Below are 14,642 nucleotides of genomic sequence, written 5' to 3'. Positions count from 1 at the left end.
AGAGGACCCCCTGATGTCCCATTCGCTCACCGCAGCCGCTCCAGCGCCCGCCGCCCCACCCCACACCGGAGGCCTGCTCCTCCTCGTCGACGGCACCGCCGGACTCCTCACCGTCGCCGCCATCGGCATAGCCCTGCTGCTCTTCCTGATCATCAAGATCCGGCTGCAGCCGTTCGTCGCCCTCCTGGCGGTCTCCATAACCGTCGGCCTGCTCGCCGGCCTGTCGGTCACCGAGCTCTTCGGCACCGTCCAGCGCTCCGACGCCGTCTCCACCATCGAGTCCGGCATGGGCGGCATCCTCGGCCACGTCGCGATCATCATCGGACTCGGCACCATGCTCGGCGCGATCCTGGAGGTCAGCGGCGGCGCCGAGGTACTGGCCTCCCGCCTGCTCGGCCTGTTCGGCGAGCGCCGCGCCCCCCTCGCGATGGGCCTGACCGGCCTGATCTTCGGCATCCCGGTCTTCTTCGACGTCGGCATCTTCGTGCTCGCCCCGATCGTCTACGCCGCCGCCAAGCGCAGCGGCAGGTCGATCCTGCTGTACTGCCTGCCGCTGCTCGCCGGCCTGTCCATGACCCACGCGTTCCTGCCGCCGCACCCCGGCCCGGTCGCCGCCGCCGGACTGCTGCACGTCCAGCTCGGCTGGGTCGTCCTCATGGGCATCGTCTGCGGCGTCCCCGCCGTCCTGGCCGCCTGGGCGTACTCCGCCTGGATCGGCAGGCGGATCTTCGTCGCCGTACCGCAGGACATGGTCGAGGCCTCCGAGGAGGCACGGCGGGCCGTCCTCGCCGAGCAGCGCGCGCAGGGCGTACGGCCGCAGGAGCAGCCGGTGCCGCTCGGCACGGTCCTCGCCATCATCGGCACGCCGCTGGTGCTGATCCTCGCCGCCACCTTCTCCTCCATCGCCCTCGACCCCTCCGCGGGCCGCTCGGTGCTGGAGTTCGCTGGCAGCCCCTTCGTCGCCCTCACCCTCGCCCTGCTGCTCGCCTACTACCTGCTCGGCATCCGGCGCGGCTGGTCCCGCAAGTCCCTGGAGGCGGTGTCCACCTCGTCGCTCAAGCCGGTCGGGAACATCCTGCTGGTGGTCGGCGCGGGCGGTGTCTTCGGCGCGGTCCTCAAGGCGAGCGGGGTGGCCCAGGCGCTGTCGGACACCTTCGACGGTGTGGGTCTGCCGGTGATCGTGCTGTCGTACCTGATCTCGGTGGTACTGCGGGTGGCCCAGGGCTCGGCCACGGTCGCCATCGTCACCACGGCCGGCATCGTGGCCCCGCTGCTGACCGAGGGCCACCACTCCCAGGCCTTCGTCGCCCTCGTCATCATGGCCGTGTCGGCCGGCTCCATCTTCGCCTCGCACGTCAACGACGGCGGCTTCTGGATGGTCGCCAAGTACTTCGGCATCACCGAGAGGGACACGCTGCGCACCTGGACGGTCCTCGAATCGGTGCTGTCCGTCGCCGGGTTCGCGGTGGCCGGGGTGGTGAGCCTGTTCGTGTAAGTGTGACCTGCGGGAACCGATGTGAAGAGCGAGCTGACTGGTTCCGGCACAGGAATGTCGTCCATACTGCCGCCGTGGACCAGCGCATAGGATCGAGCAGCCAGCCCCTGAAGGGCGAGCCCGTCAAGGGCGCCGGTTTCGACCCGGCCTTCATCCCGGGGATCACCGCACCGGCGGAACCGGAACCGGCGGACGTCAGTCCGGCGGCCGGTACCGGCACCGCGACCGGCCCCGAGGACGCGAAGCCGGCGGCCGGGACCCAGTCCGGCATCGAGGACGCGAAGCCGGCGTCCCCCGAGCCCGTGGCGGCGTCCGCCGAACCGGCGTCCGCGGGGCCGGGGAAGGAACCGGCCGAGGAGAGCGAACCCGAGGACGGCGCGCCCGTCTTCGAGGCCGCCGACCGCCGGGCCCGGTTCGAGGCCGACCGCCGCGGCGTCCGCCTCCGCCTGGACGAGGAGGCCTGCGAGTTCCACTGGGACGAGATCGCCGCGGTCGAGACGGAGTCCGCCCGCTTCGGCAAGCGGTTCACCATCACGGTGCACACGCCGGACCGCCGCTGGTACCCGATCGAGATCGAGGCGACGTCCAGGTCCCGCTTCGCGGAGTGGGAGTCCCAGTTGGACGCGGTACTCGACGCGTACTTCGAAGAGGCCTAGGACCGCGTGACGGCGGGGGTGCCGGAAGGAACCGGCGCCCCCGTCCCACGCGATCTCCCTAACCGCAGTACTGGGCGGCCTTGCCGATGGACCGGTACATGCAGTCCGCGTTCTCCAGCAGCTGCAGCACCGCGTCCCTGTTGCGGGAGGTCTCCCGCTCGATCACCTCGTCGGGCGGGTAGAACCCGCCGTCCCGGCTGGACGTCGGATACATCTCGAAGGTGTAGTCGAAGATCTTCTGTGTGCCCCACAGGTAGTCGTCGATCGACCCGTCGGTGATGTACAGATCGCTCGACTGCTCGGGGGTGTACCCGTTGCTGGCCGCCATCTTCTGCCCCACGGCCTTGAACGCGGCGGCGTCGTCGGCGGTCATCCCCGTCGCCGTGTCCGAGTAGGTGTACCCGAACGGCCAGAGGACCAGCTCGCTGTAGGTGTGGAAGTCGATGCCGGCCCGGATCTGCTGTCTGCCCCCGACGACCCGGCTGCGCACGAAGTCGGACACGACCTTCACCTCGGGCGCGGACTCGGCGGCCGAACCGCGGTAGGTCTCCGACGACTTCGTCCCCGAAGAGCCGCCGCAGCAGCCCCACTTGTAGTCCCAGTTCCGGTTGAGGTCGGTCCCGACGTACGAGGAACCGGAGTTGGGCTGCCGATTCTTCCGCCACGACCGGTAGGAGCCGGTGGCGATGTCGTACTCGCCGCCGTCCGGGTTGAGGTCGGGGACCAGCCAGATCTCCCGGCTGTTGACGAGATTCGTGATCCGCGAGTCGCTTCCGTACCCGGCGGCGAACTCGCGCAGCAGGTACAGGGCCATCTCCACGGTCAGGTGCTCGCGGGCGTGCTGGTGGAAGGTGAACAGCACCTCCGGCTCATCCTCGTCGGTGCCCACGTTGTCGCTGACCTTGACGGCGACGATGTCCCGGCCCTGGTACGACTTCCCGATCACCCGCTTGCTCATGATGTCCGGGCGGGCGGCGATCCGCTGGTCGATCTCGGCGTTGGCCTCGGCGTAGTTGTGGTACTTCGAGTCGGCGCTCGGGAAGTCGTACAGCCGCTGCTCGCCGCGGGCGCCGGCCCGGTCGGGCGCGGAGCCCAGAGGGGTGACGTCGTAACCGAGCCGGCGCAGCCGCCGGATCTGGCCGGCCCGCCCGGAGACGACCACGGTCTCCCCGTCGGCCTCGTCGACGGTGACACCGGTGGCCTGGATGGCCGTGCGCGTCACGGGGTTCGTACTCCGATGGATCTCGTACTGCCGGACGTCCTCACCGGACGCCGGGGCAGCCTTGCGGGCGCTCTCGGCGGTGGCGTGCGGGGCGGTGGCCGAGACGGGGGCGGCGAGAGCGAGGGCCAGCAGCGCGCCGAGCGCGGCGGTACGCCTGCCGCCGCGCGCGCCGGAGCCGCGGATGCGAAGTCGCATGAACTCTCCTTGGGTCTCCAGGGATTCCGGGGACGCCGGAAGTGGGGGAGTGGAGCTCGGAGCTGGTGTGCCTCAGTGCGACGTGCGGGTGCGGACGCGGGGAGCCGGTAGCTGTGGGTCCGCTGTGCGGGGCTGGCGCTCATGGTCCGACGTTGGCATGATCAGGTCAAGGCGGAGTCGAGGGTGACCCGGTCTCCGTCCGAAACTCGCGCTACTCGACCGGGCCGGCGTCGGCGGCCGGAGCCTTCAGGGCGTCGATGAAGGGTGTGAACGCCTGGGCGGCGAAGCTGAGGGTGGCTCGGGCGGGGGCTTTGGAATCGCGGACGCGTATGTGGGTGGGGCCTTCGGCGATCTCGACGCAGGCGTTTCCCTCGCCACCGCCGGAGAACGACGACTTCCGCCAGATGCGGGGGGTGGTCATGACCTCACAGCTCCTTCGCCAGCCTGCGGATGAAGTCACGCGAACGCTCAGGTTCGAGTGAAGAGGCCTCAAGCCTACGGAAGAGTGTTCGGAAGCGGTCGAGTTGGGCTTCGGCGTCCACGAATGCGGTGCCATGAGGTCCGTCGCGAACCACGGTGTCCAGTCTGGGCAGCGGTCCGCCCGCGTAGACCATGGCACTTCCGGCACCCGCGAATCCGTCCAGGTCGAACGGGATGACCCGGACCGTGACGTGGTCGGCTTCGGAGAGGTCCAATACGCGAGCAAGCTGGGCTCGCGCTGCCGGTCGGTCGCCCACCCGGATGCGCAGAGCAGCCTCATGGATCACGGCGACGTACGGGGTGGGATCCGGACGCTCGATGATGACCCTCCGCCTCATTCGGTGTTCTACTCGAAGCGCCACCTCGCTCGCCGGGATTTCCGGATTGACGTAGGAAAAGAGCGCACGCGCGTAGTCCTCCGTCTGAAGCAGGCCGGGGACATGCAGGAAGTCGGCGTCCCAGCGGTATGAGGCGTGGTGCTCCAGTTCGGACAGATCCAGGTACGGAGTCGGCAGGCGGTGCCGGTACTCCTCCCACCAGCCCCGCGCTCGGTCTGTCGCCATGTCCGCTAGCGCTTGGATCAGACTCTCGTCGCAGCAGGCGTAATTGGCCGCGAGGCGCCGCAGCCGCTCCTCGCTCACGCCTGTGAGCCCGGACTCGATGTGACTGATCTGGACGTGACTCACCCCGAGTAGCGCTGCGGCTTCGCGTGCCGCAAGGCCTGCGGCGTTGCGGAGCCGGCGCAACTCGACTGCCAAGCGCATCTGCCGCGCCGTTGGCTCGCGTCTCAGGACCATGGTTGCTGCCTCGCCTCAACGCACCTGTGGGTTGGCCTCGTTCGGGGTCAGATTACGCGACCGGCTTGCTCGGGATGACATGTTAGCCCTACCGTCGGTGACGTAACGAACGCTCAGCGGAAGCGCACCGCATCGCCCTGCCACGGCGTCTGCGGCAATGCCACCGCGCGCTCTCGGACCGAACCCCTCACCTCACCGGAGTGGATGAGTCATGCCCGAAACCTGGGACTACACGCTCTACATCCCCAACGACGTCAGAGCGGTGACGATCTCCCGCCGCACGCTGCGTCTGATCCTGACGATGCACGGTCTGATCGGTCTGGTCGACACGGCCGAACTCCTCGCCGCGGAGCTGGTGTCGAACGCGGTGCGGCACACGAAGGGGCCGGCCGCGCTGAGGGTGCGCCGCTCGGTGGAGGGGGTGGTGTGGATCGGGGCGTGGGACACGGATCCCGGCCCGCCGGAGCCGCTCCGCGCGCTGGAGGAGGTGGCCGAGCTGGGGGAGGAGGGCCGGGGTCTGGCCCTGGTCAGGGCGTGCGCGGACCTCTGGGGCTGGCAGCCGTCGGCCAGGTTCGGGAACCGGGGCAAGTACGTGTGGTGCGAACTCGCGGCGGCCTAGCTCGTTGATCACGTCGACAGACAGAAGGGAGAGCCGATGGTCGGCTCGTCGCACGAGGCGCTGCACCGGATTTTCCAGAAGGACCCGGCACTGCTGACCCGTGCCTTACAGCGGGTGCTGCACGTGCCGTTCCCGGAGCCGAGGCAGATCGCGGCGCTGAACGTGGATCTCACCGAGATCGAACCGGTCGAGCGGCGTGTGGACACGCTGCTGCGGGCGGAGACGGACGAGGGCACGTACCTCTTCGTGATCGAGTCGCAGGGGAAGGTGGACGACCGCAAGAGGGGGAGCTGGCCCTATTACCTCTCCTACCTCTACGAGAAGTACCGCTGCGAGCCGGTGCTCATCGTCGTCACGCAGAACAGCGCCACCGCCAAGTGGGCCTCGCGCCCGATCCGGCTGGGGTTCCGGGACTGGCACTCGCTGACGGTACGGCCCCTCGTGCTGGGCCCGGACAACGTGCCGGTGGTCGCGGACGAGCAGGCGGCCGTGAGAGACGTACCCGTTGCGGTGCTTTCGGCGATGACACACGGGCGTGGCCGGCAGGCCCCCGCCATACTGGAGTCCCTGGCCACCGCCCTACAGACCATCGATGACGAAACCGCCGCGGTCTTCGCGCAGTTCGTCGACTCCTGCCTGGCCGATCCCCAGGCGAAGCAGATGTGGAGGGACCTGATGACAGCGACTCAGTACTTCTGGCGACACCCGCTGGCGGAGCAGGTGCGCGAAGAAGGCCGCGAAGAGGGGCGAGCCGAGGCCAAGGCCGAGATGATCCTCCACATGCTGCAGTGGCGCGGCATCGAGGTGCCCGACACCGTCCGCGACCGGGTGAACGCCTGCACCGACCTGAACCAGCTCGAGGTGTGGGCCCAGTGCGCGATGCACGCCAAGGACGCGACGGAATTGTTCGCCGCGGACTGAGGCAAAGCACGCCTGGCTGTGGCGAGGCGGCCACAGCGACAAAAGGCCTACCATTCATCGGGCTCCGGCTCCCGCGTTAACCAAGATACGCTCCGCCAGGCCGTCTCGAAACGCTGCACGAGTAATCAAGGTGGCGCGGAAGTCGGATTGAGTGGCCAAATCCTCGATGGCGCCTGCCTCAATCTCTGAGTCAGATTAAATGGCCACGGCCGCGCCTGCTGTAGGCGCACCCGTATGTAACCCCCGTTGGCGCCTATCCCTCACGGTCGAAATGTTGTGGGAGTTCACCGGAATCCCAAAGTTCATCCAGATGCCTGAATAGGGTCTCTGGATCTCTTTTCAGGGAGAGGCGCTCCTCTGGCGGAAGCCCTTCGAGGGGGTCGTTGAATCGCAGCCCGTCACTATCCGGACCCGTCCATCCTTTGTACCGGCGGCAGTTGGCGCACCATGCATAGGTGATGCGCGATGCTCTATTTGATGTAGAGTAGCGTGAAATGTACACGCGAATAGCTCTGGTTTGACAGGCAGGGCAAATCCGTTCTTCGGGTTGCTCGGTGAACCTCGGGCCGGACGTCAATTTCGCTTCCTGTTCCCGCGTAAATCCGTGCACAACCTAGCCCTTCTGTCGCGAAGCCCGATGTCGGATATTTCGATCAAGGGGAGTCCGCGAGGGCCTTTCATTGGCGATCCATCTATGATGCGGGGGCTGTTTCCGAATGCGACGCCGTCCGGTGTTCTGATCTCCGGGACGTGTACTATGTCGTAATCCGATATGGATATTCCCGCACGGCCAAGTTCCTGCTTTACGTGCTCGATGCTCGGCGGCTTCCGGGGCAGGTGCGGAACGTTCTTCGTGCAGGACCGCACCGGGCGTCTCCGCACCCGTCATCTCCGCGTACTCCGTAAGCGACGACCTGCGTATGTCCTCCGCCCGGCCGCCGTCACCCCCGTGATCAGCCATGCCCGGGATCATCACACCGGCCCGTTGCCGAAAGCAACGCGGTGCCCGTCACGATGAAAGGGCTATGGCCGAATCCGTCCCGCGGTGGACACGGGTCGATGCGGACACACGACCGCCCGGAGCCCTGGATGCAGGTGCCCGTTCGGCCGGAGCCCTGCCCAACGGCGTTGCGTGCGCATGCCTCGCCCCGCGCCGATCAGGAATCGCCGGACGATGCGTACCAGTGGTCCCGGGCCTGACCGAGCGCTACTGGTCCTTCGCCTCCCAGACGATCACCTCGGCCGTGCCGGCGGTGAACACGTCGCCCATCGAGGTGATCGTCAGGGCGGCCACGCGGCCGGTGCGCGTCCTGACGCACAGGACGCTCTCGGTCGCCGCCTGGGCCATGAACCCGCCGTGAGTGGCGAGTTGGTCGGCGCACTGCTTCCTGCCGGGCGTCCCGGTGCCGGTCCACGCCGCCACGTTCTTGCCCATCAGCGCGTCGCTGCTGCTGTACAGCACGGCGTCATAGGAGTCGTCGGTGCTCTGCGACGGCGGGACGGAGTCGAGGTCCACCCCCGTCATCCCGATGCTGATCTCCCCCTGCCACCGGACCGGGCTCGCGGCAGCCACCGCTGTCGTCGGTGAGGAGACGGCAGCCGGGTCGGACGGGGAGTCCTGTGCCGGGGCGGCGGCGTCGGGGCCGCTGCTCGCGACCGGCTCCGCCGGCGATGCGGAGTTTTGTGGACGCCCTTCCCAGGGCGCGAGCGACCAGGCCACGACGGCCGCCCCGCCGATCAGCGCGGCGGCGAGGACGGTCGACAGGAAGAGCCCCGTCCCGGTGCGGATGTTGATGCTGGGGCTGGCGTTGATCTGCTGGCCGTTGGGGCCCATCTGCACCCCGGAGGGGCCGTGGAAGTTGTTGTGCTCGAAACCGCCGGCGCCTTGCCGGCCTCGCTCCGGGTCGCTCATTCCTTCGATCCGAAGTTGTTGACCTGGTGGCCGTAGGGCCCGACCTGGACCGACGTCCTGTCGTGGAAGACATTGCCCTGCATGGAGTACCCGCCCGGGGCGCCCTGTCCGGGCGCGGGCGGTAGCCGGTCCAGCGCGTCCCGCAGCGCCTGGGCGAAGGTCTCGTCGCGCTCGACCGCGTCCTTCAGGACGATCTGGAGCCACTGGCGGGTCTCGGGCGTAGGTTCACCGTTACCGGCCGCGGCCTCCTCGTGCAGACGGGCGAGGGCGGTCTCCTGCCCGAGCTTCGCGCTGACCACCGCGTGCACCCGGTCCATCGCCGCGTCCAGGGCGCGGTCCGTCTCCTGGTCGGCCCGGGCCCCCACCCGACGCGCCTTGCGGGCCGCCCATGCGAACAGGCAGCCAACCGCGATCTCCACCCCTGTCATCCCACTCCCCCCGAGTAACTGCTGACGACCAATCAGACCGTACTACCGGCGGCGGCACAGACACAGGCATACGACAGAAATCGCCCGCCCTGGCGGACCGTCCCGCCGGCGGTGGACCAACGGAGCCGGGGACCCACGAGCGCCCGGTCCTCTGCTTCGCACACGGCGGACGCCCGGATCCCCCCGGATCCGGGCGTCCGCGGCCGGCGGTCTTCAGCCGGAGCTCACCTCACGGCATCGCGTGCACGTGCGCTCCCACCGCGTTGGACCACGCGTTGCCGGACGAGGCGTCCCAGTTGGTGGACCAGGTCATCGCGCCGCGCAGGTCGGGGTAGGTCTTGGAGGGCTTGAAGGTGCCGCAGCCGGTGCCCTTGGAGAGGCAGTCCAGGGCGTTGTTGACCACCGTGGGGGACACGTAGCCGCTGCCCGCGCCGCTCGTCGAGGCCGGCAGGCCGAGGCCGACCTGGGACGGGGCGAGGCCGCCCTCGAGCTGGATGCAGGCGAGGGCCGTCAGGAAGTCCACCGTGCCCTGGCTGTAGACCTTGCCGTCGCAGCCCAGCATGGAACCGCTGTTGTAGTACTGCATGTTGACGACCGTGAGGATGTCCTTGATGTTCAGGGCCGTCTGGAAGTAGGAGTTCGACGTCGACTGCATGTCGATCGTCTGCGGCGCCATCGTGATGATCAGGGAAGAGCCCGCCTTCGAGGCGAGGGAGCGCAGCGCCTGCGTCATGTAGGTCGCGTTGAGGCCGTTCTCCAGGTCGATGTCGACGCCGTCGAAGCCGTACGTCTGCATCAGGGAGTAGACGGAGTTCGCGAAGTTCGCCGCCGAGGCCGAGTCGCTCACCGACACCGTGCCGTTCTGGCCGCCGATGGAGATGACGACCTTCTTGCCCGCCGCCTGCTTGGCCTTGATGTCGGCCTTGAACTGGTCGGCCGTGTAACCGCCGAGTCCCGCCGAGTCCAGGCTGAAGGAGACCGCGCCCGGCGTGGTGGTGGCGTCGGCGAAGGCGACCGCGATGATGTCGTAGGCCGCCGGGACGTCGGAAATCTTCTGGACCTTCGCCCCGTTGTTGAAGTTCTGCCAGTAGCCGGTCACGGCGTGCTTGGGCAGCGAGCCGCCGCCACCCCCGCCGCCGCCGGTGGCCGCCGTCGTCGCCGTCACCGTGCCGGACTTCGCGGACTCGCCCGCCGAGTTGGCCGCCGTGACCTGGAAGGAGTACGAGGTCGACGCGGCGAGTCCGGTGACCGTCGCCGAGGTGCCCGTCACCGCCGTCACCTTGGTGCCGTTGCGGTAGACGTTGTAGCCGGTGGCGCCGGACACGGCCGACCAGGACAGCGAGACGGAGGAGGACGTCGTGCCGGCGACCGTGAGGCCCGCGGGAGCGGCGGGCACGGTGGGAGCCGGGTCGCCACCGCCGCCGCCGTCGGGGCCGTAGACGGAGATGTCGTCGGCGTAGTAGGCGGCCTGGCCGTACCAGCCGTGCGTGTACACCGTGACGGACGTCGTCGACGCGCCGGTGGTGAAGGTCGTCGAGAGCTGTTTCCAGGACGCGGTGTCGGGGGTCCAGGTGGAGACGTCCGTGGTGCCCGTGCCGGTGACGCCCAGGTAGGTGTAGCCGCCCTGGAACCATCCGCTCAGCGTGTACGTCGAGTTGGGCTTGACCGCCACCGACTGGGTGCACTGGGCGTTGTCCTGGCCCGCCGGCGTGGCCTTCAGGGCCGAGGAGCCGGAGTGGACGGGGGAGGAGACCGTCGTGCCGCTGGCGGCCGTACAGGTCCAGTTCGCCAGGCCCGACTCGAAGCCGGCGTTGCGGGCGTTGTTGACGTCCGCGGCCGAGGCGGGGGTCGTGGCCAGGCCCGCGACCGCGAGGGCGAGGGCGGTGACGGCGGACCAGGTGCCGGCGCGTGCGCGCCGTCTGCGTCCGGTCCGGTCCGATGGCATGGCTGATGCGCGGTCCACAGGGGCCTCCGGTGGGGGAGTCGGTGGGGAGGTGGAGCGGGGGACGGTGGCCACCGTTGGCGTACAAGTTGGTCTAGGCCAATCGGGCTGTCAAGAGGTCCAGACCAAAACCGTCTCCGCTCCCGCGCTCAACCTGTCCGTATTTGCAGGTACTTGTGACCGATGAGTTGCACACGAGCTACACAAACGCTGTTCTCCGGTCATTGGGGCGTGGTTACAGTGCTCAGGTAGTCACGCAATGAAGTCGTCCCGGCGTGCTGGAGTAACAGCGCCGAGCCGCGGGGGCGTGAAGGAGCGGGGAGCTGCGCGTGCCAACTGCCATTGCCGTGACCAGTGCCGACATGGCACTGCCGGCGCAGGACGAACGGACCATGCCGGCCGTCGTGCTGCGCGACCTCGACCGGCGCCCGCTGGAGCAGACCCTCACCGAACTGCACACGCTGACGGAGCAGCACGGGTACCTGGTCGTCGTGTGCTCGCGGGCCACCCCGGAACCCGTCGTACGACGCCTGCACACCCTCCGCTCGCTGCTGGAGAGCGACCGCATCGCCGTCTTCCGGCCCGAACTCCCGCCGCTCGGCATCGCCGTCCTGGCCCGGCAGCTCAGGCAGCTCGCCTCCTGCGACCTCAGCCCGGGCGTGCTCGCCTCGGCGGGCCGGCTGCTCACGCACTACATCCACGCCGGCGCCGTCCTCGGCTCGGTCGCCCGGCTGGACCGGGTGCCGGTCGGGCTCAAGGCGCACGCCAAGTCCTGGGTGCCGGGCAGCCAGTTCGCCGTCGTCGCCCATCCCGAACCGCAGCTCGTCAAGGTCGCCCCCGGCGCCACCCTCAAGGGCCCCGAGTTCGCCACCTGGATGCTGGTCGCCAAGGGGCAGCTGCAGAGCGACTGGCTCACCGGCCTCGCCAAGGAGTGGACCGCGCACGCGCTGCGCGAGACCCCGCTGCCCGCCGAGTCCGCGCGCTGGTGGGGCACGGGCCGGCTGATCGAGTTCTGCAGCTACCTCGCCGACCTGTCCGTCCTCTACCAGCTGGTCACCTCGGTACGGCAGTCCGGCTGCCACTGGTGCGGCCTCGACGTCCTCGGCGACCGCTGCGTGTTCTGCTCCGCCACCCCGCCCGCCCACGAGCCGCCGGCGCCGCGCGCCCTGGAGCAGCGAACGCCCGCCTGACCGGCACGAACACCGGCTCACATCCCGCTCGACCGATTCCCCCAATGAGGTTGCACGGTTCATGAACTCCCGTCAGCGCCGCGGCGTGATACTCCTGATCCTGTCGGTCCTGTGCGCTCTCGGCGCGTTCGCCGGCGTGCTCTCCGTCGTCCACGACGTGAACTCCAAGGTCGGCCCCGAGGTCACCGCCTACCGGGTCAGGTCCGACGTGAAGCCGTACACCGCGCTGAACACGGGCCAGTTCGAGAAGACCGAGATGCCCAAGCGCTGGCTGTCCGGCAACGCCGTCACCGACCTGCGGCAGATCCGGGGCAAGATCGCCGTGACCACCCTGCGGGCCGGCTCCCTGCTGCAGACCGACATGATCGTCGACCGGCCCGACCTCCAGCCGGGCCAGCAGGAGGTCGCCATCATGATCGACGCGGCGACCGGCGTCGCGGGCAAGATCACCCCCGGGTCGCGCGTCAACGTCTATGCCACCTTCGAGGGAAAGAAGGAGGGCGACCCCGACCAGTCGAAGATCATCGTCACCAACGCCCGGGTCCTCGACGTCGGCCGGATCACCGCGCTCGAACCCGACACCGGCAAGGACCGGCAGCAGCCCACCGAGGCCGTCCCGATCACCTTCGCGCTGTCCACCCTCGACGCCCAGCGGATCACCTACGCCGAGTCCTTCGCCCAGCGGGTCCGGCTCGCCCTGGTGGCGCCCGGCGGCCAGACCGGCGTCCCGGACAAGGACCGCACCTACGAACTCGCGACGGACAAGTGAGAGGCGGTCCGCATGCCCACCAGGATCCTCCCGGCCGGCGCCGACCCTGACGCCGTCCGCTCCCTCGTCACCCTGCTCAGCCAGCTCCCCGACGCCGAACCGCAGCCGCCCGTCACCGACTCCACCCAACTGGTCGACGCCCTCGCCCGGCTCGCCGCCGAGTCGGTCGACGAACTGCCCGAGGTCGTCGTCGTCCACGAACGCATCGGCCCGGTACCCGCACTGGAGCTGATCCGCGAGGTCGCCCTGCGCTTCCCGGCGGTCGGCGTCATCCTCGTCACCACCGACGCGAGCCCCGGCCTGTTCGCCGCCGCCATGGACTCTGGCGCCCGCGGACTGGTCCCGCTCCCGCTGTCGTACGAGGAACTCGCCAACCGGGTGCAGGCCGTCGCCCAGTGGTCGACCGGCGTACGCCGCCACCTCGGCCACGGCGCCGACACGTTCGGCGGGGCCGGCGGCACGGTCGTCACGGTCAGCGGCGCCAAGGGAGGCGTCGGCGCGACCCTGACCGCCGTCCAGCTCGCGCTCGCCGCCCAGGCCTCCGGCCGGCCCACCGCCCTGGTCGACCTCGACCTGCAGACCGGCGACATCGCCTCCTACCTGGACGTCCAGTTCCGCCGCTCGGTGGTGGACCTGGCCGCCATCAACGACATCTCCCCGCGGGTCCTGGCCGACGCCGTCTTCCGCCACGACTCGGGGCTGGCCCTGCTCCTCGCACCGGCCGAGGGCGAACGCGGCGAGGAGGTCACCGACCGGGCCGCCCGGCAGATCATCGGCGCCCTGCGCGTCCGCTACGAGGTCGTGGTCGTGGACTGCGGCGCCCAGCTCGGCGCGGCCGGCGCGGCGGCGGTGGAGACGGCCGACACCGCGCTGCTGGTGGTCACGCCCGACGTGGTCGCCGTACGCGCGGCCAAGCGGACCGTCCGCATGTGGGACCGGCTGCAGATCCGCAAGGCGGAGGAGACGACGGCCGTCGTCAACCGGCACACCCGCGGCACCGAGATCCAGCCGCCGCTGGTGCAGCGGATCACCGGCACGGCGGTGGCGCGCACGGCCGTGCCCGCCAACTTCAAGGAACTGCAGGCCGTCGTGGACGCGGGCCGGGTCCACGAACTCGACGCCAGGAGCAGCGTCAAGCAGGCCCTGTGGGCGCTCGCCGGGGAACTGGGCCTGGCGAAGGCGCCCGAGGGCGCCTCCCACCGGGGCGGCGGCCGGTCGCGCGGCGACCGGGGACCGGTGAGCTTCCGGCGGCGGAAGGAGTGAGGGGCCGATGAGACGCCTGCGCGGGGACGACCGGGGCCAGGTCGCCGTCGAGTTCCTGGGGATGACCCCGCTGATCGTGCTGACGCTGGTGCTGATGTGGCAGTGCGTGCTCGTGGGGTACGCCTACACGCTCGCGGGGAATGCTGCCGACGAAGGTGTGCGGGCGGGGACAGCGGCGCACCGGGGGGAGCGCTTCGGCGCGTGCGAACAGGCGGCGCTGAAGCACCTCTCCGGGGCATGGCGGGAGGGTGCCGAGGTGACGCGGTGCGACGGGGAGGGCTTCGTGACCGCGGACGTGTCGCTGAAGGTCCCCGTCCTCTTCCCCGGCTCCGTCGACTTCCCCGTCACGGTGCACGGCCACGCCGGCGCCGTCGAGGAGGTGAAGGACTGACATGCCACGCACCGGACGCGACCGCGGCCAGGTGGCCGTCGAGTACCTCGGGTTCATCCCGGTCCTGCTGATCGTCGGGATGGCCGGCTTCCAGATCGGGGCCGTCGCCTACGCCGCCGAACAGGCCGGCACGGCCGCGCGGGCGGGGGCGCGGGCCGAGTCGCTGGGGCAGTCCGCCCAGGCGGCGTGCGCTCAGGCCGTCAGCGGCGGGCTGACCGTCAGATGCGGCACGAGCGGGGGCGGGGCCGGCTCGGTCACCGTCACCGCCTCCGTCACCATCCCCTCGATCGTCCCCGGCTGGCACTTCGACCCCGCCGAGAAGTCCGCCACCATGCCCCTCGACCACTGACGAGGAGAAGCGA

15 protein-coding genes are annotated in these 14,642 nt (G+C 69.8%); 9 read left to right on the top strand and 6 right to left on the bottom strand.

Annotated elements, in window-relative coordinates:
• The first annotated feature begins 13 nt into the window (after window positions 1-13).
• Complete coding sequence (locus TNCT1_RS01920; protein ID WP_143627450.1) at window positions 14-1,495, top strand: GntP family permease; 1,482 nt, start codon at window positions 14-16, stop codon at window positions 1,493-1,495.
• Between the two features lie 74 nt (window positions 1,496-1,569).
• Window positions 1,570-2,151 (top strand): hypothetical protein, encoded by a 582-nt coding sequence (locus TNCT1_RS01915; protein ID WP_143627448.1) that lies wholly within the window; start codon window positions 1,570-1,572, stop codon window positions 2,149-2,151.
• Between the two features lie 58 nt (window positions 2,152-2,209).
• On the opposite strand, the gene TNCT1_RS01910 is transcribed toward TNCT1_RS01915, so the two are convergent.
• The 3 genes from TNCT1_RS01910 to TNCT1_RS01900 all read right to left on the bottom strand — a co-directional run bounded on the left by TNCT1_RS01910 (window position 2,210) and on the right by TNCT1_RS01900 (window position 4,845).
• Entirely contained in the window at window positions 2,210-3,568 is a 1,359-nt protein-coding gene (locus TNCT1_RS01910; RefSeq protein ID WP_143627446.1) for a M14 family metallopeptidase, read from the bottom strand.
• Window positions 3,569-3,779: 211 nt separating this feature from the next.
• The gene (locus tag TNCT1_RS01905) at window positions 3,780-3,989 is read right to left on the bottom strand and encodes a DUF397 domain-containing protein (protein ID WP_143627444.1); all 210 of its coding nucleotides are present in this window, start codon (window positions 3,987-3,989) and stop codon (window positions 3,780-3,782) included.
• 4 nt (window positions 3,990-3,993) lie between these two features.
• A complete protein-coding gene (locus tag TNCT1_RS01900) occupies window positions 3,994-4,845 on the bottom strand; it encodes a DUF5753 domain-containing protein (protein ID WP_143627442.1) in 852 nt (283 codons plus the stop codon).
• Window positions 4,846-5,056: 211 nt separating this feature from the next.
• Here TNCT1_RS01900 and TNCT1_RS01895 point away from each other — a divergent pair, with 211 nt between their 5' ends.
• The gene (locus TNCT1_RS01895; protein ID WP_143627440.1) at window positions 5,057-5,464 is read left to right on the top strand and encodes an ATP-binding protein; all 408 of its coding nucleotides are present in this window, start codon (window positions 5,057-5,059) and stop codon (window positions 5,462-5,464) included.
• Between the two features lie 36 nt (window positions 5,465-5,500).
• Window positions 5,501-6,385 (top strand): hypothetical protein, encoded by an 885-nt coding sequence (locus TNCT1_RS01890; protein ID WP_143627438.1) that lies wholly within the window; start codon window positions 5,501-5,503, stop codon window positions 6,383-6,385.
• Window positions 6,386-7,592: 1,207 nt separating this feature from the next.
• On the opposite strand, the gene TNCT1_RS01885 is transcribed toward TNCT1_RS01890, so the two are convergent.
• The 3 genes from TNCT1_RS01885 to TNCT1_RS01875 form a co-directional block, all read right to left on the bottom strand.
• Window positions 7,593-8,297 (bottom strand): hypothetical protein, encoded by a 705-nt coding sequence (locus TNCT1_RS01885; protein WP_143627436.1) that lies wholly within the window; start codon window positions 8,295-8,297, stop codon window positions 7,593-7,595.
• Window positions 8,294-8,725 (bottom strand): chromosome partitioning protein, encoded by a 432-nt coding sequence (locus TNCT1_RS01880; RefSeq protein ID WP_143627434.1) that lies wholly within the window; start codon window positions 8,723-8,725, stop codon window positions 8,294-8,296. The genes TNCT1_RS01885 and TNCT1_RS01880 overlap by 4 nt, the downstream gene beginning before the upstream one ends.
• Window positions 8,726-8,954: 229 nt before the next feature.
• On the bottom strand, window positions 8,955-10,670 hold the full coding sequence (locus TNCT1_RS01875; protein ID WP_143627432.1) for a chitinase: 1,716 nt from the start codon (window positions 10,668-10,670) through the stop codon (window positions 8,955-8,957).
• A gap of 359 nt (window positions 10,671-11,029) precedes the next feature.
• Here TNCT1_RS01875 and TNCT1_RS01865 point away from each other — a divergent pair, with 359 nt between their 5' ends.
• The 5 genes from TNCT1_RS01865 (at window position 11,030) to TNCT1_RS01845 (ending at window position 14,629) form a co-directional block, all read left to right on the top strand.
• Complete coding sequence (locus tag TNCT1_RS01865; RefSeq protein WP_235902314.1) at window positions 11,030-11,857, top strand: hypothetical protein; 828 nt, start codon at window positions 11,030-11,032, stop codon at window positions 11,855-11,857.
• Window positions 11,858-11,918: 61 nt separating this feature from the next.
• The gene (gene cpaB, locus TNCT1_RS01860; RefSeq protein WP_143627428.1) at window positions 11,919-12,626 is read left to right on the top strand and encodes a Flp pilus assembly protein CpaB; all 708 of its coding nucleotides are present in this window, start codon (window positions 11,919-11,921) and stop codon (window positions 12,624-12,626) included.
• Between the two features lie 12 nt (window positions 12,627-12,638).
• Window positions 12,639-13,889: an AAA family ATPase gene (locus TNCT1_RS01855; protein WP_143627426.1), complete on the top strand. Its 1,251-nt coding sequence runs from the start codon at window positions 12,639-12,641 to the stop codon at window positions 13,887-13,889.
• 7 nt (window positions 13,890-13,896) lie between these two features.
• Complete coding sequence (locus TNCT1_RS01850; RefSeq protein ID WP_143627425.1) at window positions 13,897-14,280, top strand: TadE/TadG family type IV pilus assembly protein; 384 nt, start codon at window positions 13,897-13,899, stop codon at window positions 14,278-14,280.
• A 1-nt stretch (window position 14,281) separates the two neighbouring features.
• The gene (locus TNCT1_RS01845) at window positions 14,282-14,629 is read left to right on the top strand and encodes a TadE/TadG family type IV pilus assembly protein (RefSeq protein ID WP_143627423.1); all 348 of its coding nucleotides are present in this window, start codon (window positions 14,282-14,284) and stop codon (window positions 14,627-14,629) included.
• Window positions 14,630-14,642: the final 13 nt, after the last annotated feature.

Source organism: Streptomyces sp. 1-11 (assembly GCF_007176755.1).
Lineage (GTDB): Bacteria > Actinomycetota > Actinomycetes > Streptomycetales > Streptomycetaceae > Streptomyces.
This window is presented reverse-complemented; position numbering and strand designations above follow the sequence as displayed.